The sequence below is a fragment of the Streptomyces cylindrosporus genome (genome assembly GCF_022698165.1).
Lineage (GTDB): Bacteria > Actinomycetota > Actinomycetes > Streptomycetales > Streptomycetaceae > Streptomyces > Streptomyces cylindrosporus.
On the sequence record NZ_JALDAY010000017.1, the window covers coordinates 1 to 19153 of the forward strand.

17 protein-coding genes are annotated in these 19153 nt (G+C 71.8%); 5 read left to right on the top strand and 12 right to left on the bottom strand.

Annotation, left to right across the window (positions count from 1 at the left end; all coding sequences use genetic code 11):
• Positions 1-175 precede the first annotated feature (175 nt).
• Genes MQP27_RS43380 through MQP27_RS43410 form a run of 7 tightly spaced genes read right to left on the bottom strand, consistent with a single transcriptional unit; the run spans position 176 to position 7775 of the window.
• On the bottom strand, positions 176-940 hold the full coding sequence (locus tag MQP27_RS43380; protein ID WP_242775998.1) for a crotonase/enoyl-CoA hydratase family protein: 765 nt from the start codon (positions 938-940) through the stop codon (positions 176-178).
• Between the two features lie 2 nt (positions 941-942).
• Positions 943-2208, bottom strand: coding sequence for an FAS1-like dehydratase domain-containing protein (locus MQP27_RS43385; protein ID WP_242776001.1), 1266 nt, complete (start codon positions 2206-2208; stop codon positions 943-945).
• Complete coding sequence (locus tag MQP27_RS43390) at positions 2205-3704, bottom strand: class I adenylate-forming enzyme family protein (protein ID WP_242776003.1); 1500 nt, start codon at positions 3702-3704, stop codon at positions 2205-2207. Before MQP27_RS43390 ends, MQP27_RS43385 begins: the two co-directional genes overlap by 4 nt.
• Positions 3705-3708: 4 nt before the next feature.
• Positions 3709-4848 carry an acyl-CoA dehydrogenase family protein gene (locus MQP27_RS43395; protein WP_242776007.1) on the bottom strand — a complete coding sequence of 380 codons (1140 nt, stop codon included), beginning with the start codon at positions 4846-4848 and terminating at the stop codon, positions 3709-3711.
• Complete coding sequence (locus MQP27_RS43400) at positions 4839-5312, bottom strand: VOC family protein (protein ID WP_242776009.1); 474 nt, start codon at positions 5310-5312, stop codon at positions 4839-4841. Before MQP27_RS43400 ends, MQP27_RS43395 begins: the two co-directional genes overlap by 10 nt.
• Positions 5313-5317: 5 nt before the next feature.
• The gene (locus MQP27_RS43405) at positions 5318-6517 is read right to left on the bottom strand and encodes a cytochrome P450 (protein WP_242776012.1); all 1200 of its coding nucleotides are present in this window, start codon (positions 6515-6517) and stop codon (positions 5318-5320) included.
• A gap of 25 nt (positions 6518-6542) precedes the next feature.
• A complete protein-coding gene (locus MQP27_RS43410; protein ID WP_242776015.1) occupies positions 6543-7775 on the bottom strand; it encodes a CaiB/BaiF CoA transferase family protein in 1233 nt (410 codons plus the stop codon).
• Positions 7776-7876: 101 nt separating this feature from the next.
• Between MQP27_RS43410 and MQP27_RS43415 the strand changes: the two genes are divergently transcribed.
• Together MQP27_RS43415 and MQP27_RS43420 are read left to right on the top strand one after the other, a co-directional pair.
• Complete coding sequence (locus tag MQP27_RS43415; RefSeq protein ID WP_242776018.1) at positions 7877-9196, top strand: acyl-CoA dehydrogenase family protein; 1320 nt, start codon at positions 7877-7879, stop codon at positions 9194-9196.
• On the top strand, positions 9193-9987 hold the full coding sequence (locus MQP27_RS43420) for an SDR family NAD(P)-dependent oxidoreductase (protein WP_242776020.1): 795 nt from the start codon (positions 9193-9195) through the stop codon (positions 9985-9987). The genes MQP27_RS43415 and MQP27_RS43420 overlap by 4 nt, the downstream gene beginning before the upstream one ends.
• Here MQP27_RS43420 and MQP27_RS43425 read toward each other — a convergent pair.
• Genes MQP27_RS43425 through MQP27_RS43435 form a run of 3 tightly spaced genes read right to left on the bottom strand, consistent with a single transcriptional unit; the run spans position 9962 to position 12856 of the window.
• Positions 9962-11005 (bottom strand): phosphotransferase family protein, encoded by a 1044-nt coding sequence (locus MQP27_RS43425; protein ID WP_242776023.1) that lies wholly within the window; start codon positions 11003-11005, stop codon positions 9962-9964. The two genes, MQP27_RS43420 and MQP27_RS43425, sit on opposite strands and share 26 nt — an antisense overlap.
• Before the next feature lie 4 nt (positions 11006-11009).
• Positions 11010-12530, bottom strand: coding sequence for a class I adenylate-forming enzyme family protein (locus MQP27_RS43430; RefSeq protein ID WP_242776025.1), 1521 nt, complete (start codon positions 12528-12530; stop codon positions 11010-11012).
• Between the two features lie 14 nt (positions 12531-12544).
• Complete coding sequence (locus MQP27_RS43435) at positions 12545-12856, bottom strand: hypothetical protein (RefSeq protein ID WP_242776028.1); 312 nt, start codon at positions 12854-12856, stop codon at positions 12545-12547.
• A gap of 101 nt (positions 12857-12957) precedes the next feature.
• Here MQP27_RS43435 and MQP27_RS43440 point away from each other — a divergent pair, with 101 nt between their 5' ends.
• Both MQP27_RS43440 and MQP27_RS43445 read left to right on the top strand, forming a co-directional pair.
• Positions 12958-13731, top strand: a complete 774-nt coding sequence (locus tag MQP27_RS43440) for an enoyl-CoA hydratase/isomerase family protein (RefSeq protein WP_242776031.1) — start codon at positions 12958-12960, stop codon at positions 13729-13731.
• Positions 13732-13819: 88 nt separating this feature from the next.
• Complete coding sequence (locus tag MQP27_RS43445) at positions 13820-14836, top strand: LLM class flavin-dependent oxidoreductase (protein ID WP_242776033.1); 1017 nt, start codon at positions 13820-13822, stop codon at positions 14834-14836.
• Positions 14837-14918: 82 nt separating this feature from the next.
• Here MQP27_RS43445 and MQP27_RS43450 read toward each other — a convergent pair whose 3' ends face one another.
• Entirely contained in the window at positions 14919-16175 is a 1257-nt protein-coding gene (locus MQP27_RS43450; RefSeq protein WP_242776036.1) for an amidohydrolase family protein, read from the bottom strand.
• Positions 16176-16442: 267 nt separating this feature from the next.
• Here MQP27_RS43450 and MQP27_RS43455 point away from each other — a divergent pair, with 267 nt between their 5' ends.
• On the top strand, positions 16443-17921 hold the full coding sequence (locus tag MQP27_RS43455; RefSeq protein ID WP_242776039.1) for an aldehyde dehydrogenase family protein: 1479 nt from the start codon (positions 16443-16445) through the stop codon (positions 17919-17921).
• A 45-nt stretch (positions 17922-17966) separates the two neighbouring features.
• On the opposite strand, the gene MQP27_RS43460 is transcribed toward MQP27_RS43455, so the two are convergent.
• Positions 17967-19139 (bottom strand): thiolase family protein, encoded by a 1173-nt coding sequence (locus MQP27_RS43460; protein ID WP_242776042.1) that lies wholly within the window; start codon positions 19137-19139, stop codon positions 17967-17969.
• Positions 19140-19153: the final 14 nt, after the last annotated feature.

Consider the following 19153-nt stretch of genomic DNA (forward strand, 5'->3'; position numbering starts at 1 on the left):
GCCCCGACACCACCACCAACCGGGCCTCCCGCGGCCACACCCGAGGCCCCGACACCACCACCAGCCGACGCCCCCGCCACCAGACCCGAGGCCCCGACACCACCACCAGCCGACGCCCCCTTCGCCAGAACCGACGCGCCGTCCAGGTCCGCGCTCCCGCCTCCCGCCCCCATCCTCAGCGTCCCTTCCAGACCGGTGCCCGTTTCTCCGCGAACGCCGATGCGCCCTCCTTCGCGTCCTCGGAGCGGAACACCGGCTCGGCGATGTCGAACTGCCTGCCCCAGGCCTCGTCCAGCGTCCAGTCGGCGGTCGAGCGGGCGATCTCCTTGGTCGCCGCGACCGCCAGGGGACCGTTCGCCGCGATGGTCCCGGCGAGTTCCAACGCCTCTTCGAGCGCCCCTCCCTCGTCGGTTAGCCGGTTGATCAGGCCGTACGCGGCGGCCCGTTCGGCGTCGATCGGTTGGCCGGTGAGGAGCAGTTCCAGGGCTATCGCGTACGGGATCCGGCGCGGCAGGTGGAGAGCCGCGCCGGCGCGGGCGACGAGGGACCGCGTCACCTCGGGCACGCCCAGCCGTGCCGTGCGGGCGGCGACGACCAGGTCGCAGGCCAGCAGGAGCTCGAAGCCGCCGGCCAGGGCCCAGCCCTCGACCGCGGCGATCAGCGGCTTGCGGGGCGGGGTCATGCTGATCCCGCACAGGCCGCGCCCTTCGATCGCGGGCGTCTCGCCGCGCAGCCACGCCTTGAGGTCCATGCCGGCCGAGAAGGTCCCGCCCGCTCCGGTGAGCACGCCGACCCGCAGCTCGTCCGACTCGTCGAGCTCGTCCACCGCGGCCGCCACTCCGTCGGCCACCGCCCGGTCCAGCGCGTTCTTCACCGTCGGGCGGTTGATCGTGATGACCTGGACCGCGCCCCGGCGTTCCACCAGCACCTCGTCGGACACGCCTACCTCCTCGCTTCGTGCTGTTGATCGCCGGTCACGGCGAATCGGGTCAGTTCATGGGCGACCATGCCGTCGAGGTCCTCGGCGGGCGGCGCCGGGAGTTCGACCGGACGGTCGCGGGTCGGCAGCAGGACGACGGCCCGGCCCGGGGTGGTGACCTCGCCGCGCTGGTTCTCGCACCGCACGTCGACATCGACCTCGTACCGCCCGTCCGTCTCCCGCTTGCCGACGACCGTGCCGCGCACCCACGTGGTGTCGCCGAGGTAGTTGAACTTGCGGTGCTCGCAGCGGAGTTTCCACAGCCAGCCGTCGTCGCCCATCCAGTCGGTGAGGAGATGGCACAGCCAGGTCTCGCGCATACCGCCGTAGTCGTAGGGGTTCGGCAGGCCCAACTCCCTTGCCCGTTCCGGCTCCCAGTGCAGGCGCTGCACGGTGTCGGGGATGTTCATCGGGTTCGGCGGGTACAGGCCGGGCGCCTTGCGCCGGACCTTCGCGGCGATCCCGAACGCCCCGGGCGGGGTGAGCTGCATGCCCCAGCCCAGATGCCAGACGACCACGTCGGTGGTGGTCAACGGGCCCTTCACGCGGGGCTGGAGCTCCTGCCCGATCTCGACGTCCTCCCAGTACCGCGGCTCGGCACCGCGCCGGGTCTCGGCCGCGTACGCGGCGTCGATCGTGGCCAACTGCTCGGCCGTATAAGGCTGTTGGACGAGGGTTTCCTTGGCCTTCCGCTTCGAGGTGTGCCGCTCGGCGTTGATCCAGGTACCCCGCCGCAGCGCGTGCATCTCGCCGCGCCCGTTGGCGTAGAGGTAGTCGCGGACCACGTGCGCGGTGCGCCCGCCGAAGCTGCTGGGCTTGAGGTGCACTCCCACCTGGGTCTGCAACACCCGGCAGCGGTCGCCGAGTTGCAGCGGGCGCCACCACTCGAACTCCATCACCGCCTGGTAGGAGCCGAGCCCGGCGAAGGGGTCGCCCTTCAGCAGCGCCTTGGTCTCCGCGTCGGGCTTCGGGGCGGCGTCCTCCCCCATCGTGTAGAGGAAGGTGGGCGGGGCGACGAGCGAGCCCCAGCGGGTACCGGCCGCGTAGTCCGGGTCGCAGTAGAGGGGGTTGTCGTCGCCGTAGCCGTACGCGAAGTGGCGTACGCCGTCCCGGGTCACCTCGTAGTTGTGCGGCGGGTTGCGCTGGGGCTCGGGGATGCCGAGGCGGCGGCGGGAGCGCTCGACCGCCTCGTCGGTCAGGACGCCGAACTGCTCCTTCGTCCGCGTCACCGCTGTTCCTCCTTCTGTCCCAGCCGGTCACGGACCAGGCCCAGCAGTTCCACGCGGCTGACCTTGCTCGACGGGGTGCGGGGCAGGGCGTCCAGGACGACGATGTGCGCCGGGACCTCGTACGGGGTCAGCCGCGAGCGGCACAGGGCGGTCAACTCGGCTGGTTCCGGGGCGGGTTGGTGGGGCTCGATCTCGACGGCCGCGACCGGGACCTCGCCGAGGCGGGTGTCCGGGAGCCCCGCCACGGCCGCCTCCCGTACGGCCGGGTGCGACTCCAGTACGCGTTTGACCGTCTCCGGCTGCACCTTGAAGCCGCCCCGGATGATGGTGTCGTCCGCGCGCCCCTCGATCCAGACGAACCGGTCGGCGTCGATACGGGCGAGGTCGCTGGTCCGCGTCCACGCCCGACCGCCCCGGGTGCTCTGCTCGGTACGGACCTCCAGCCGGCCGGTCCTGCCGACCGGCAGCTCGGTCCCGTCGTCGCCGGTCACCCGCAGTTCGACCCCGTCGAAGGCCCGCCCGGCGCTGCCCGCCTTGCGCTGCCACCACCGGTCGTGCAGCGGCAGCGTCCAGCCGACCACCGCACCGGCGAACTCCGTTGCGCCGTAGGTCATCAGGACGGGGATGCCGTACGTCCGGAAGAACGCGTCGGCGAGTTCGGCCGGGCAGGGCGCGGTGCCGGAGGTGACGACCTGGAGGCTCGCCAGCCGCTCCTTCGGCACGCCCGCGTCGAGCACGGAGCGGATCGCCGCCGGTACCAGGCTCGCCGCCCGCAGCCGGTGCGTCTCCACGGCCCGCACCCAGGGTTCGACGGCGAACTTGGGCATCAGGATCATGCGCCGCCCGGTGGCGAGACAGCCGAGCGCCCGCCACAGTCCGCCGATGTGCACGAGCGGCGCGGCCACGAGCGAGGCCGAGGAGGACAGCAGCCGCTCGGACTTCGGGATCTGTCCGCCGGAGACCAGGGCCTGGTCGAGCTGTCGGGTGCGCAGATGGACGCGTTTCGGGGGGCCGGTGGTGCCGGAGGTGAGCATCTCCACGGCGACACCCGGGTTGGCCGGGGCGTCGGCGGGTGCCGTGCCGCCGACGTGCTCCAGGGTGCCGTCCGGGCCGAGTTCCAGGGCCGCCCCGTGCGCGGTGACCGCCGCCGACACGCCCTCGCGGGCGAGGGGTTCGGCTCCGGAGACGACGACGGGCGGCCGGCAGCGGGCGATGTCGGCGGCGAGGCGCGCGGCCGGCTGCAGCGGGCTGAGCATCACCAGGCAGCGTCCGGAGGCGATCACGGCGGCGACCACGGCGACGTGTTCGGGCCGGTTCTCCAGTACGACCCCGACGCGCGCGCCGGCGTCCAGGCCCGCCGCGTCCAGGGCGTCGGTGACCTGCCGGGCGGTCTTCTGGACCTGGCCCCAGGTCCACCACTCCCCCTGGTGCTCGATCGCCTCGGCGTCGGCGGCCGCTTCGCTCAGCAGCCGGGACAGGCGGTCGCGAATTCCCACGTACTCAGCCTTTCGTCGCGGTGGCCGGAGAGATTCCGACCAGCTCGGCCAGCCGCCCGCGGTGCGTCGCTGGGCTGCCGAAGAGCTGCTCGGAGGACTTCGCGCGCTTGAGGTGGAGGTGCGCGTCGTGCTCCCACGTGTAGCCGATGCCGCCGTGGATCTGGATGTTCTCCTTGGCGGCGTGGGTGTGGGCGTCCGCGCAGTAGGCGGCGGCGAGCGCGGCGGAGACCGGCAGTTCGTCCGGGGTGTCGGCGGCCACGGACAGCGCGTGGTACGCGGCCGACCGTGCGGCCTCCACCTTGAGCAGCATGTCGGCGCACTTGTGCTTGATCGCCTGGAACGACCCGATGGGCCGGCCGAACTGCACGCGGGTCTTCGCGTACTCGACGGACGCGTCCAGGCAGGCCTGCGCCCCGCCGACCTGTTCGGCGGCCAGCGCGACGGCCGCGAGGTCGGTCACCGTGCGCAGAAAGGCGGTGGCGTCGCCCTCGGGGCCGACCCGGGTGGCCGGAGCGCCGTCGAGGTCGACGCGGGCGAGCCGCCTCGTCGGGTCGAGCGTCTCCAGGCGGGCACGGGAGACGCCTGCCGCGGTGCCGTCGACCGCGTACAGTCCGGGGCCGTCGGCCGAGCGGGCCACGACCAGCAGCAGGTCCGCGCTGTGGCCGTCGATCACGAACATCTTGGTGCCCGACACCCGCCAGGCTGCGTCACCGTGGACGGCCTCGGCCGTGACGTCGTCGATGTTCCACGACCCGCTCTCCTCGGCCAGTGCGAGCGTGCCGGTGAGCGAGCCGTCGGCGATCGCGGGCAGCCAGCGGGCCTTCGCCGCCTCGTCGCCGGACGCGGCGAGGGCCTGTCCGGCGAGGGCCACGGTGGCGAAGTAGGGCGAGGGCAGCAGGGCCCGGCCCAGTTCCTCCAGGACGATGCCCAACTCGACCGGGCCGCCGCCGAAACCGCCGTACTCCTGGGGCAACGGGAGCCCGTGTAGGCCGAGTTGGCCGGCCATCTGCTGCCAGAGCCGCGGGTCGTGGCCCTCTTCGGACTCCATGGCCCGGCGTACCGCCTCGCTCGGTGCCTTGTCGGTGAGGAAGCGGCGCAGGGTGGAACGGAGTGCCGTGTGCTCCTCGGTGAACGTCAGTGCCACGTCGGCGCCTTCGAGCGGAGGTAGGCGTCGAGGTCCGGGATCCGGGCCCGGTCCACGATCTCGATCCGCACGCCGGAGGGGGCGAGGTGGTAGGCGAAGATCGACGGTTCGCCGTCGGCGATCGCGCAGGCCTCCAGGGCGAAGCCGGCCTCCTCCAGGCGTTTCGAGGTCGTCGTGACGTCGTCGCAGAAGTAGCCGAGGTGGTGTGTGGCGATGTGCTCGGTCGCCGTCCACGGGGTTCCGGGGATCTCCTGCACGAGTTCGATGTGCGGGGCGTCCAGGGAGTAGGCGTAGCGCAGTTCCAGCACGCGTTCGCCGTCGGCCAGCCGGACCGGCAGCCGTGCGGACAGGGTCTCGGTCCACCGGTGGCCGGCGACCTCGGTCATCCGGGCCTTCCAGACCTCCAGGTCCGGGACGACGATGCCGGTGTGGTAGAGATCCGTCGCGTCGAGGGGCGGAGTCATGTGCGTCACCACTCCAGTCGCAGCGACTTGATGCCGTACATGTTTCCGTGCTGCCACAGCTCCTGGCCTTCGGCGATGCGGTAGTGGGGGATGCGGCGGTGCCACTCCTCGACGGCCACGTTGAGTTCGAGGCGGGCCAGGTGCGAGCCGAGGCAGCGGTGCGGGCCGGAGCCGAAGGCGATGTGGTTGGTGGCCTTGCGGTGCAGGTCCACCTCCAGCGGGTTGTCGTAGCGCTCGGGGTCGCGGTTGGCGACGACGATCGGCAGCATCACCATCTCGCCCGCCTTCACCGGGCAGCCGCCGATCTCGACGTCCCGGGTGGCCTTGCGTGCCGGGACGACGGGTGAGTACACGCGCAGGATCTCCTCGACGCCGGTCGCGATGAGCGAGGGGTCGGCGACGATCTCCGCGCGCTGCTCGGGGTGCGCGGCGAAGTGGTAGAGCGCCCAGCCGACGGAGATCGGCACCGTGTCGAAGCCCGCCTGGAACATCAGGACGCAGAAGCCGAGCATGTCCCGGTCGTCGATCGGTTCGCCGTCGATCGTCCAGGCCATCGCGGTGGAGAGCAGGTCGTCGCGCGGTGCCTTGCGGCGCAGGGCGATCTGCTCCTCGAAGTAGGCCGACACCTCCGCCATGGCGGTCAACTGCCGGGCGCCGTCCGGGTCCTCGCGGTGCGAGAGGTGCAGCAGTTCGTGGGTCCACGCGAGGAACGTGCCGAGGTCCTCCTCCGGCAGGCCCATCAGGCGCATGAAGATCAGGGTGGGGAAGCAGCGCGCGAACTCGTCGAGCACCTCGGCGCCGTCGCGGGTCCGCAGTTCGTCGATCATCTCGCCCGCGACCTGGCGGACCTCGGGCTCCCGGGCGGCGACGGCGCCCGGGGAGAAGAAGCGGCCCAGCAGGCGCCGCCACACGGAGTGCGTGGGCGGGTCCAGCATCTCGGGGATCCACAGGAACTTGGGATCGGGTTCCAGCACGGTCACCGACGTGCTGGAGAAGGTCCGCCAGTCCTGGAGCGCCTCCTGCACGGCGGGGCCGTCCGTGACGACCCAGAAGCCGCGGGCGACGGTGGAGCGGAAGCCGCCGTGCGTGCCGGCCATCTCGTCCCAGCGCTCGTGGTGGCTGAGGACCGGGCCGCCGAGCCGGTTGTCGAAGCGATAGGCGGGCAGCCCCTCGTGGGTTCCGTCGGGTTCGAGCGTCGTACTCATCACGGCTCCTCTCGTCGTACGTCCGTCAGGTCGCCGCGCCGTCGATCTTCAGGGCGATGAGCTCCTCGTCGCCGAGGCCCAGGGAGCGCAGGACCTCGTCGGTGTGTTCCGCGAACTGGGGTGCCCGGGTGAGGTCGGCCGGGGTCTCGTCGAACTGGACGGGGTTGGCGACCAGTTCGCGGTCGACGCCGTCGGCGTCCACGACGGGGGCGATGAGACCGTTGGCCCGCAGGGCGGGGTCCTGGCCGACCTCCCAGGCGTTCTGCACGGCCGCCCACTGGCCCTCGCCCCGGGCGAGGATCGCGGCCCACTCCTCGTAGGGCCGGGACGCGATGATCCCGGCGACGAGCTCGGCCGCCTCGGCCGCGTTGGCCATCAGTTTCTCGGTGCTGTCGAAGCGTTCGTCGGCGGCGAGTTCCTCACGGCCGGCCAGCTTGCAGAACTCGCCCCAGTACCGGCCCGGTTGCAGCATGGACAGCTCGATCCAGCGGCCGTCGGCGGTGAGGTAGGCGCCGATCAGCGGGTTGGTGGCCGAGCCGTAGCGGGGCCCGGTGGACACGGGGAGCGGGCCGCCGTTCAGCAGGGCCAGGTTGACCGTGAACTGCGTCGCCCAGGCGCCGACGCCGATCAGCGACACGTCGACCACGGAGGGCTCGCCGGTGGTGGCCCGGGAGTACAGGGCGGCGGCGATGCCTCCGGCGATGGTCATGCCGCCCATCGAGTCGCCGTAGGCGCCGGCGGGCATCCGGGTCATCCGCTCCGCGCCGGGCGGGGTGACGCCGGCGGCGCTGCCGCCGCGCGCCCAGAAGGCCGTGCTGTCGTAGCCGCCCTTGCCGGCCTCCTCGCCGCGGGCGCCGAAGCCGCTGCCGCGGACGTAGATGATGTCGGGGTTGATCGCCCGGACGTCCTCCAGGTCGATGCGCAGCTTCGCCCGTGCCTCGGGCAAGAAGTTGGTCAGGAACACGTCGCTGCGGCGGATCAGCTCCTCCAGCACCGGCCGCGCGGACGGTTTTTCCAGGGCCAGGCCGACGCTGCGCTTGCCGCGGTTGGGCCCCTCCATGATCGGGAAGAAGGACGAGCCCTCGCTGGCGGTGGCGTAGCCGAGCACCCGGCTCAGCCCGCGCTGGCCGTCGCCCCGTTCGGCGTGCTCGATCTTGATCACGTCGGCACCCCAGTCGGCGAGCACGGCGCCCGCCGCCGGGACGAAGGTGAACTGGGCGACTTCGAGCACCCGCACGCCCTCCATCGGCCTCTGCATCAGACCTCCACCTCCACGGATCATGCTATTGCGCATACCCAATGCGCCGAGTCTGCCGTCAAGTATGGACCGGGAGCCTCAAAAAGTATACTGTTTTCGGCATGCTGGATTTCACGATCGAACCCGACTTCCAGGCGAAGCTGGACTGGGCGGCGACCTTCGTCCGTACGGAGGTCGAGCCGCTCGACCTGCTCTTCCCGCACGGCGGCGACCCGTACGACACCCGCAACGAGAAGGCCCGCGCGATCCTGCGGCCGTTGCAGGACCAGGTCCGCGAACAGGGCCTGTGGGCCTGCCACTTGGGCCCGGAGCTGGACGGGCCGGGCTACGGCCAGGTGAAGCTCGCGCTGCTCAACGAGATCCTCGGCCGCTCCTACTGGGCCCCGACCGTCTTCGGCACGGCCGCCCCGGACACCGGGAACGCGGAGATCCTGGCCATGTTCGGCACCGCCGAGCAGAAGGCCCGCTATCTCCGGCCGCTGCTGGACGGGGAGATCGTCTCGACGTTCTCGATGACCGAGCCGCAGGCGGGCGCCGACCCCAAGGAGTTCGTCTGCCGGGCCTGGCGGGACGGCGACGAATGGGTGATCGACGGGGAGAAGTGGTTCTCCTCCAACGCCCGTTACGCGGCCTTCCTGATCGTCATGGCCGTCACGGACCCGGACGCGCCCCCGCACAAGCGCATGTCGATGTTCATCGTCCCGTCCGAGACGCCCGGCATCGAGATCAAGCGCAATGTCGGCACGATGGACGAGCGGGAGAACCTCGACGAGGGCATCCACGCCTACATCCGCTACCACCAGGTCCGCGTCCCGCTGGACGCCATGCTCGGCGGCCCCGGCGAGGGCTTCAAGGTGGCCCAGGCCCGGCTCGGCGGCGGCCGGGTGCACCACGCCATGCGGACGGTCGGCAAGTGCACCCGTGCCTTCGACATGATGTGCGAGCGCGCGCTGTCCCGCCGTACCCAGGGCACCCTGCTGGCGGACAAGCAGGCGGTGCAGCAGTTCATCGCGGACTCCTGGGTGGAGTTGCAGCAGTTCCGGCTGCTGGTGCTGCACACCGCGTGGATCATCGACACCCAGCCGCACGGCGCGGCCCGCACCCAGATCGCGATGTGCAAGGTGCAGACGGCGAAGGTGCTGCACGACATCATCCAGCGGGCGGTCCATGTGCACGGCTCGCTCGGCACCACGGGCGAACTCCCGCTCGCGAAGTGGTGGATGGCCGCCCCGAACCTCGCCCTCGCCGACGGCCCCACCGAGGTGCACCGCACCACGATCGCCAAGCAGCTGCTGAAGAACTACCGCCCCGCGGAAGGGCTGTTCCCCAGCGAGCACATCCCGCCGAAGCTGGAGGCCGCCCGGAAGCGGTACGCGCACATCATCGACGACGACGCGCTGACCGGCCGGGTGGACGCATGAGCGGTGAGCGCGAGACGGGCGGTGGGCGCGACGACAAGTCGATCGCCCCGGCCGACCTGTTCGACCTGTCCGGCAAGGTCGCCCTCGTCACCGGCGGCAGCCGCGGGCTCGGCCGTGAGATGGTGCGGGCCTTCGCCACGGCGGGCGCGGACGTGGTGATCGCCAGCCGCAAGGCGGACGCGTGCGAGACGGCGGCGGCGGAGGTACGTGACCTGGGCCGCCGCGCGCTGCCGGTGGCGGCCCACGTGGGCCACTGGGACGACCTGTCCCGCCTCGCGGATGCGGCCTACGCCGAGTTCGGCAAGGTCGACGTCCTGGTCAACAACGCCGGCATGTCCCCGCTGGCCCCCTCCTCGGCCGAGACCAGCGAGGAACTGTTCGACAAGGTGATCGCGGTCAACTTCAAGGGCCCGTTCCGGCTGGCCTCGCTGATCGGGCAGCGGATGGCGGAGGGCGACGGCGGCTCGATCATCAACGTGTCGTCCTCCGGCGCCCTGTTCCCCCAGCCGCGCTTCGGACCGTACGCCGGCGCCAAGGCGGCCCTGAACACCCTGACCACCGTCTTCGCCCTGGAGTACGGCCCGAAGGTGCGCGTGAACACCATCTCGGCAGGCCCGTTCCTGACGGACATCTCCAAGGCGTGGACGGAGGAGAAACGGCACAGCGCACGCAGCGCGGTGGGCCGACCGGGGCGCCCCGAGGAGATCATCAGCACGGCGCTGTATCTGGCGAGCGACGCGTCCAGCTACACGACGGGCTCGCTGATCAGGGTCGACGGCGGCCTGTACTGAGCAGTTCCAACGCCTCTTCCAACAGCACCGGCAGTGCGGGGAGCATGCGCCGGTGCATGTCGGTCAACCGGCCCGCCTTTCGGCCCCGTTTGATCAGGAGTGCGGTCGCCGCGGCCTCCTTGTACTTCGTCAGCGCCTCGAACCACTCCAGGTCCGGCAGAGCCGAGCCCCGGGCCTCCTGGTAGGCGTCGATCAGTTCCGCCTTGCCCGGCATGCCCGTCGGCTCGTCCGACACGGACGCCGGGTGGCGGGCCTCGTCCGTGAAGAAGGTCAGCCAGGTGATGTCGACGCGCGGGTCGCCGAGCGACCAGATCTCCCAGTCGATGACCGCGTTGACCGAGACTCCGTCGCACAGCGTGTTGCCGAGGCGGTAGTCGCCGTGGGTGAACACCGGCATCATCGCCCCGGGGCGGGTCGCCCGCAGCCGTGCCTCGGCCTTCTCGCAGCCGGCCCGCAGATCCTCGGGAACGGTCGTGAAGGCCCGGGCCCAGCGGTCGATCTCGGCGTCGGGTGTGACGACCGGTTCCACCGCGAGCGGTGTCCGCTTGGGGTCCGCCCGGTGCAGCCGTGCCAGCATCCGCGCCGCGTCGAGGGCCCGGGCCCGGACCTGCTCGGCCGGTACCCGCCCGCGCGGCACGAGCACCGGCTCCACGCACTCCCCCGCGACCAGCTCCATGGCCATGAAGGGCTGGCGGGCGGGCGGCTCCCCCTCGTCCAGGAACAGCACCTTCGGCACCCGCACCCCGGGCACGCCCGCCAGCACCTGCATCAGCCGTGCCTGCCGCAGTACGTCCCGGTTGCGGACCGGAGCCAGACCGGGCGGCGCCACCTTGAGGACCACGCGCTCGTACGGCGCCGGGACACCCGCCAGCCGCGCCACGTAGGTGAGACTCGACGTGCCGCCGGTGAGCGGCTCGACCGACACCACGGTGGCCCCCGGAACCCAGCCGCGCACCGCGGTGGCCGTCCGCTCGGTCAACTCCACGATCGGATCGGCACTGTTGGCGACGATGCTCATGTCCTCACCCCTGTCGGCCGACGGCCTCGCGGCCTTCGGCGGTCAGCGCTTCGACGACGTCCCGGCGCACGAGCTTCCCGGTGGGCGTGCGCGGCAGTTCGGGCCAGCACTCGATCCGCTCCGGTGTCCGGGAGCCGCGCAGCGTGCCGCGCACCTGCGCGCGCAGGGCATCCGCGTCGACCGTCACGCCCTCGCGCAGCACGACCACCGCCTCGATCCGCTGGCCCCACTCCTCGTCCGGCACGCCGACGACGACCGCGTCGAGCACGTCCGGGTGTCCCAGGAGTACGTCCTCGATCTCGGCCGGCGCGATGTTCTCGGCGCCGCGGATGATCGTGTCGTCGGCCCTGCCCTCGATGTGGAGGTAGCCGTCGGCGTCGACGTGCCCCTGGTCGCGGGTGTGGAAGAAGCCGCGCTCGTCGACGACCGGTCCGCCGCCGGCGTACTCCCCCGAGACCTGCTCGCCCCGCACCCAGATCTGCCCGGTCTCCCCGGGCGCGACGACCTCGCCGAACGGGTCGCGCACCTCCAGCTCGATGCCCGGCACCGGCAGCCCCGCCGAGCCGAGCCGGGCCCGCACCACGGGATCGTCGCTGGCCAGGGCCCTCCGGTGCTCCTCCGGTCCGAGGACCGTGATGGTGGAGGAGGTCTCGGTGAGTCCGTAGGCGTTGACGAAGTCCACGTGCGGCCATGCGCCGAGCGCGGCCTCGATGACCCGAACCGGCATCCGGGCCCCGCCGTAGGCGAGCGTGCGCAGGGTCGGCACCGAGCGGTCCAGGCCGTCCGTGTCCATGATGCGGGCGAGCATCGTCGGTACGACCATCGCGTTGGTGATCCGTTCCCGCCGTACGAGGCCGAGCCAGCCGTCCGGGGTGAACTGCTCCAGCGTCAGCGCCCGGCGGCCCGCGTACAGGTTCGTCAGCACATTGGAGACGGCCGCGATGTGGTACGGCGGCACACTCACCAGCGCCGCCTCCTCGGGGTCGGCGGCCGCGAACTCCACCGTGCCGAGCACGTACGACACGAGGTTGCGGTGGCGCAGGACCACGCCCTTGGGGGCGGAGGTCGTCCCGCTGGTGTAGATGAGGGCGGCGGGCGCATCCGGCTGCGCCGGTTCGTCGTCGGCGGCGAGTCCGGCGTTCTCGGCGGCCTGGGCCAGCCATTCGGCCGGGGTGCGCACCGGCAGCCCGGCTCGGCGCAGCGCCCCGGCGTGCTCGGCGTCGGCGATGCCCAGCGCGCGGGGGTGGTTGGCCAGCAGCGCGTCCAGCTGTTCCTCGCCCAGGCGGTAGTTGACCGGGACCAGGGGTACGGCGGCGCGGGCGGCGGCGAACAGGGCGACCGGGAGGGCCGGGCCGTTCACCGCGAGGTACAGGATCGCGTCGGCCTCGGACGCGCGCGCCAAGTGCGCGCCGCCCACGGCCAGTTCACGCAGCCGCCGGGCGGACAGCCCCTCGTCCTTGTGCCCGATGACGATCCGGTCGCCGAAGCCGTCGGCGGCCATGTCCAACAGCATCCCTATGTTCACGGGCCGCCCGCCCCTCAGTCCGAGGCCGGGAGCGGCTTGGCGGTCTTCACCGGCAGCGGGACGCCGTTCACCGCCAGCGTGCCCGGTCCGGGCTTCGTGCACAGCAGCTCGACGCCGAGATCCTCGTCCGCGTACCGCTTGCCGAGCAGCGCGCCGCCCATCAGGCCGGGGTCGGGGGTGCCGCCGGCGGCGGGCCCCGGTCCGTTCCCCTCGGCCATGGCGGCTCCGCCGCAGGTGATCTCCAGGTCCTCGTCCGGGCACCGCACGACGATCACCGCCGTCGTGTCGACCGTACTGGCGAGCATCTGCCCCACGCGTGGCCTCATCGCAGTGTCCTCCGCGGCTCTCGTGGTACCGATCAGTGGCACCGAGTAACCAGAGAAAAGTATACTACTTTCCTCGATCGCGTCGAGAACGGAGCTGTCGGATGGAACTCACGACCGTGCTGTACGAGGTCACCGATCACGTCGCCACGATCACGCTCAACCGGCCCCAGGCGATGAACGGCTTCAACCAGCCGATGCTGGAGGAGTTCTCGACCCTCTGGGACACCGTCAAGGCCGACGACGACGTTCGGGTCGTCGTGCTGCGCGGGGCGGGCGACCGGGCCTTCTGCACGGGCATGGACGTGAAGGAGGGGATCGACCGGCACCCCAACGTCTGGTCGCAGACCGACCCCGGGGAGTTCCTCTCGCCGAAGCTCAACCAGGTGTGGAAACCCCTGGTCTGCGCGGTGCACGGGATGGCCGCCGGCGGCGCGTTCTACTGGCTCAACGAGGCCGACATCCTGATCTGCTCGGAGGAGGCCACCTTCTTCGATCCGCACGTCAGTTACGGCCTGACCGCGGCCCTCGAACCCATCGGCCTGGCCCGGCGGATCCCGCTCGGCGAGACGCTGCGCATCGCCCTGCTCGGCCTCGACGAGCGCGTCTCCGCCGCGCGCGCCCTGCAGATCGGCCTGGTCAGCGAGGTGCTGCCGCGCGAGCGGCTGTGGGAGCGGGCCGACGAGATCGCCCGCATCATCGCCGCCAAGCCGCCGGCCGCGATCCAGGGCACGGTCCGCGCGATCTGGGAGTCCCTCGACTCGACCCGTACCCAGGCGCTGCGCACGGGACTGTCGTACACCCAGATCGGCAACCCGATCGGGAAGGCCGAGGTGGACCGCTCGGCGGTGCCGCGCGCAGGGTGGACCCTGCGCTGAGGCGTCCCGTCACCCCTCTCCCCACCCCAACCAAATAAGTGTACTGTTTTACGGGATTCGACTTCAGGGTGACCATCGGGAGGCTCTCATGCGGTTCGGCATGCCCTGGCCCGGCCGGGACGTCGGGCGGGAGGCCGAGCAGGCCGGCGTCGGCGCCTTCTGCGCCGGGGAGTTCGCCGACCACGACTCCTACCTGACGGTGGCCGACATCGTGGCGAACACCGAACACGCCCTGGCGGGGCCCGCCATCGCGTACGCCTTCGCCCGCACGCCCTACGCGCACGCGACGGCCCTGCGCCATCTGCACGCCCAGGCGCCGGGCCGGCTCTTCCTCGGCCTCGGCAGCGCGGCCTTCCGGATCAACCGGGACTGGCTCGGCGTACCCCCGGAGCGGCCGGTGGCCCGTATCGCCGAGACCGTCGGCGCCGTACGGGCCTGGCTGCACGCGGAGAACGGCGACCGCGTCCGCTACCGGGGCGAGTACTACGCGCTCGACGCCGACGTGCGCGCTCCGGTGCTCGGCCGGCTGGACATCCCGATCCTGCTGGCCGGGTTCAACACGCGCATGGCCGCGACCGCGGGCCGGGTGGCCGACGGGGTGATCGGGCACGGGCTGTTCACGGACTCCTGGTGGAACGAGGTCGTACGGCCCGGGGTCGAGCGGGGCGCGGGCGAGCGGGAGACGGCGGCCGACGGCCGGCTGCTCGAACACGGCTGGATCATCACCGCGGTCGACGACTCCGCGCCGGAGCGGGCCGTCGCCGACGCCCGCCGGATGATCGCCTTCTACCTCACCGTGAAGACGTACGACCCCTTCGTCGCCCACCACGGATGGGAGGAGCCGGTGGCGCGGCTGCGTGCGGCGTTCAGGGCGGGCGACACGGATGCCATGGGCCGGGCGGTCACCGACGAGATGCTCGCGGAGATCGCCGTCTGCGGCACGACCGCGGACGCGAAGGACGCCCTCGGGCGCAGGGCGGGCTCGCTCCCGCGCGACGTCGGCTACTTCGCGCCCCCGAGCTTCATGGTGAGCCCCAGGCGCCGGTCCGCCTACGCCCGGGCCGCCCTCGCACTGATCGGCGCCGTACCGGCACAGGCGGACTGAGCAGAGCCGACTCGACGAACCGGCCCCGGAGCGGTGCGCGCTCCGGGGCCGGTCCTCGTTCCAGGGAGCCGGTACCGGCCCGTCAGACCCCTTCGGAGACCGGGGCCAGCTTCTTGCTCGTGTCGAAGCCGACCACCTTGGCGAGCGTGCCACCCAGGATGGCGGCGCGGTCCTCGTCGGACACCGAGTCGTCGATGTTCTCGGCGATGCACTCGGCGCTGCTGCGGAAGGTGCCCTCGGCGTGCGGGTAGTCGTTGCCCCACATGATCGTGGACAGGCCGGTGATGTGCCGGGCCTGGACCGCGATCGGGTCGTCCGCGAACTGCACGTGGATCTGCCGCCGGATGTACTCGCTGGGCTTGAGCGGGTAGGGCCACTTGTCGTTGACCAGGAACAGGCGTCCCATGGCGGGCTGGTCCTTGGGCCCGCGGCTGTCGTCCCAGAAGCCGAGCCACCAGTCGGCGTCCTGGCCGGTGCCGGTCCGCCAGGCCTTGTCGATGTAGCCCATGAAGGAGACCAGCCAGCCGGCGCCGTACTCGATGAGGTTGAAGTGGAGGTCGGGGAAGCGCTCGCAGACCCCGCCGCCGACGAGGCCCGCGACGATGCGGCGCGGGCCGCCGTCCCCGCCGCCGCCGGCCAGGAGCCGGCCCGAGACCATGTCGTCGGTCAGCTGGCCCTTGCCCATGTTGACGGCCGTCATCATGCCGCGGACGGTGACCGCGGTCTCGGACTCGGCCTCCTTGACGCGCACCCCGCCGGTCGCGACATGGATGAACACCGGCATCCCGTGCGCCTGCGCGGCGGCCCAGACCGGGTCGTACTCCCGGGAGTAGTACGGCAGCGGCGGAGTCTCCGGCAGCAGGATCGCGCCGAGCCCCATGCGTGAGCAGCGCTCGATCTCGGCGACCGCCTCGGGGACGTCGGTGAGCGGGATCGCCGCCGTCGGCCGCAGCCGGTCCTTGTACTTGAGGAAGCGCTCGGCGATGTAGTCGTTCCACACGCGCGCGTGCGCCATCGACAGTTCGTGGTCGTCGGTGAAGAGCACGAACAGCGACAGGTTGGGGAACATGACGGAGGCGTCGACGCCGTCGAGGTTCATGTCCCGGATGATGTGCTCGGGCTCGCCGTCCGGGGTCTCGCCCCCGAACTGCCGGTACTTGGAGATGGTCCAGCCGTCGAAACCGATGGTGTGCAGCTTCTTGAACTCGGTGTGCCCGCCCTCGACGATCGGCTCGTCGAGGGTGAACTCCTCCTCCCACAGAGCGCGGTCGCGCAGCCCCTTGGGAAGCCGGTCCCTGAACAGATCCGCCGGCTCGATGATGTGCGAATCGCCGGACACGACAAATTCCTTGAACACAGGCCGTACCTCTTTCGAACCTCGTCGTTCGTGGCAGAACGCCAACCCGCCGTCCAGGCCGAAGTTAGCTGTACCGACCGGTCGAGTCAATAATTACGCATACGGAATGACGGGGTGCTTTGCTACAGGAAGCTGACAGATCCCTGACCTGCCACTGACCCACCCGCCTCCCTTCCCCACCCCCTTCTGCGGCCGTCGTAATTCAGTACACTTAAATGGACGCATTGGCTGGCGATCAGGAGACGGCACATGACGACGGCGTACTCGTTCTCTGCGCGGCTCTACATCGACGGGCGTCGCACCGACGGCCGCGCGGACACCCCGGTCCTCGTCCGCAACCCCGCGACCGAGGAGACCATCGCCGAGGTCCCCGGCTCGTCGGCGGCGGACGTACGGCTGGCCGTCGAGGCGGCCCGGCGCGCCTTCGACGAGGGGCCGTGGCCGCGGATGCGGCCCGCCGAGCGGGCGGCCGTCCTGCTGCGCATGGCCGAGGAGATGGAGCGCCGGCTGCCGGAGCTGGTGGCCGTGAACATGGCCGAGGCGGGCTCGGTCCGGGCGCTGGCCGAGTCGCTGCAGACACGGGTTCCGGTGGCCCATCTGCGGGACATGGCCGAGCGGGTGATGCCGCGCTTCGACTGGGAGCGGCCGATGGATCCGACGATCACGCCGGGCCTGGGCATCACCCAGGGAGTGCTGCGCCGCGAGGCCTTCGGGGTGTGCGCGCTGATCTCGGCGTACAACTTCCCGTTCTTCCTCAGCATGATGAAGGTGATCCCGGCGCTCGCGGCGGGCTGCACCGCCGTACTCAAGCCCGCGCCCACGACTCCCCTGGAGTCCCTGCTGATCGGCGACTTCGCGGACGCGGCCGGGCTGCCGCCGGGTGTGCTGAACATCGTGACCGGTGACGTGGAGGCGGGCCGCGAGCTGACCACCCATCCCATGGTGGACCTCGTCAGTTTCACCGGCTCGGACACGGTCGGGCGCATGGTCTACACGCAGGCCGCGGCCTCCCTGAAGAAGGTCGTCCTCGAACTCGGCGGCAAGTCCGTCAACATCGTCCGTGCCGACGGCGACCTCGACGGCGCCGTGCGCGCGGCGTTCATGGGCATCACCGCCCATGCGGGGCAGGGCTGTTCCCTGCTGACCCGCACGCTGGTGCACGAGTCCGTCCACGACGAGCTGGTCGACCGGCTGACCGCGGCCCTCGCGAAGGTGAAGGTCGGCGATCCGGCCGACCCGGCCACCACCATGGGCCCGTTGATCAGCGAGGCGCAGCGGGACAAGGTCGAGAAGCTGATCCGCGTCGGCGAGGAGGAGGGAGCCCGTCTCGTCTGCGGCGGCCGCCGGCCTCCCGGTCTCGACCGCGGGTACTTCGTCGAACCCACGCTCTTCACCGGCGTCGACAACTCCATGACCGTCGCGCGCACGGAGTTCTTCGGCCCGGTCGGCGTCGTCATTCCGTTCGCCGACGACGAGGAGGCGGTACGGATCGCGAACGACAGCCCGTACGGCCTCGCCGGCGCCGTGTGGAGCGCCGACACGGTGGCCGCGTACGAAATGGCGTCCCGTGTCCGCACCGGCTCGGTCGCCGTCAACGCGAGCAGCGCCGGAGTGATCCCGCGGGCCGCGTTCGGCGGGTATAAGCAGAGCGGACTCGGCCGGGAGTGGGGCGAGTTCGGCCTGGACGAGTACCTCCAAACCAAGACGGTGAGCTGGGCCGCGCGCTGAGCGGGCGCCGCCCTCGCCCTCAACTCCGGCTTGCAACACCGCCGTTCACACGGTCAGGACCATCGCCGAGCCCATGCCGCCGCCCGCGCACATGGCCGCGACCGCGGTCCCGCCGCCCCGGCGGCGCAGTTCGTGGGCCAGGGTCACGACCATGCGGGTGCCGGTGGTCGCGATCGGGTGGCCGAGGCTGCACCCGCTGCCGAAGGGGTTGACCCGCTCGGGGTCGAGGCCCAGCTCACGCGTGGTGGCGACGGCGACCGCGGCGAAGGCCTCGTTGACCTCGAACAGGTCGACGTCGTCGATGCCCAGTTCGGCGCGGTCGAGGGCCTTGCAGATCGCGGCGATCGGCGCGAGCCCCGTCTCGACGGGGTCCACCCCGACGCTCGCCCAGGAGCGGATGGTCGCGATGGGCGTGAGACCGTGCGCGGCGGCCAGGTCCGCACCGGCGACGACGACCGCCGCCGCCCCGTCGTTGACGCCGCTGGAGTTGCCGGCCGTGATGGAGAACCCGTCGATCTCGGGGTGCAGCACCTTCAGCGCGCCCAGTTTCTCCGCGCTGGTGTCGCGGCGCGGATGCTCGTCGGTGTCGAAGACCGAGGTGGCTCCGTCCCGGCCGGTGACCTTGACCGGCACGATCTCGTCGGTGAACCGGCCCTCGTCGATGGCCCGTACCGCCCGCTCGTGCGAGCGCAGTGCCCAGCCGTCCATCTCCTCGCGGGTGAGGCCGGCCAGCCTGGCGGTGTTCCAGCCGACCAGGACCGCCATGTCGTTGTTCGGCGCCCCGGGCCTCGGGACATGGGTCGGGGCCATCCAGGGGTCCAGCCAGTCGTCGGTGCCGGGGATGCGCCGCCGGGCCACCGGCGCGGTGGACGAGGAGTGCGTCCCGCCCGCGACGACCGCCCGGTCCATCCCGGCCCGCACGCTCGCGGCGGCGGTGGCGACGCTCGCGAGCCCCGAGGCGCAGTGCCGGTTGTGGGCCAGGCCGGGGACGTGGGTCAGCCCCGCCTCCAGCGCCGCGTACCGGGCGATGTCACCGCCTCCGGCGAGGGATTCGCCGAGGACGACGTCGTCGATGGTCTCGGGCGGCAGCCCGCTGCGTTGCGCGGCCTCGCGCACGACGACGGTGGCGAGTTCGAAGGCGTCGGTGTCCCGCAGGGTTCCCCGGCGGGCGGTTCCGATCGCGGTACGGCACGCGGAGAGAAGAACGGCATCAACCATGTAATTCAGAGTAC